This window comes from Kineosporia sp. NBRC 101731, from assembly GCF_030269305.1.
GTDB lineage: Bacteria > Actinomycetota > Actinomycetes > Actinomycetales > Kineosporiaceae > Kineosporia.
Map to the genome: position 1 here is coordinate 1 of NZ_BSTC01000052.1, position 443 is coordinate 443.

Sequence of the window (443 nt, forward strand, 5' to 3'; positions counted from 1 at the left end):
TGGATCCAGGCGAGTTACAATCCGATTCTCGACCTCGCGGGTAAGCCGGTGAAGGTGATCAAGTATGCGTACGACATCACCGAGCAGGTGCAGCTGGAGCAGCGGCTGAACGCCAAGGCGGAGTCGATGAGTGCGGCGGTGCAGCAGTTGACCGAGTCGATCGAGGCGATCTCGATGAGTACGTCTGATGCCAGCCGGTGGTCGTCGTCGACGCAGGAGGATGCCGAGGCGGGTTCGGCGTCGTTGCGGGAGTCGATCGAGGCGATTTCGCTGATTCAGCGGAGTTCGGCGCAGATCGGGGAGATCGTTCAGGTGATGAGTGATATTGCTGATCAGACGAATCTTCTGGCGTTCAATGCCTCGATCGAGGCGGCTCGGGCGGGTGAGCACGGTCTGGGGTTCTCGGTGGTGGCCGGTGAGGTTCGTAAGCTGGCGGAGCGTTC

The 443-nt window shown here is 61.2% G+C and carries 1 protein-coding gene; it reads left to right on the forward strand.

The annotated features are described in order from the left end of the window. Positions 1 to 443, forward strand: a 443-nt coding sequence (locus tag QSK05_RS36060; RefSeq protein WP_285601910.1) for a methyl-accepting chemotaxis protein, incomplete at both ends; no start/stop codon positions are given.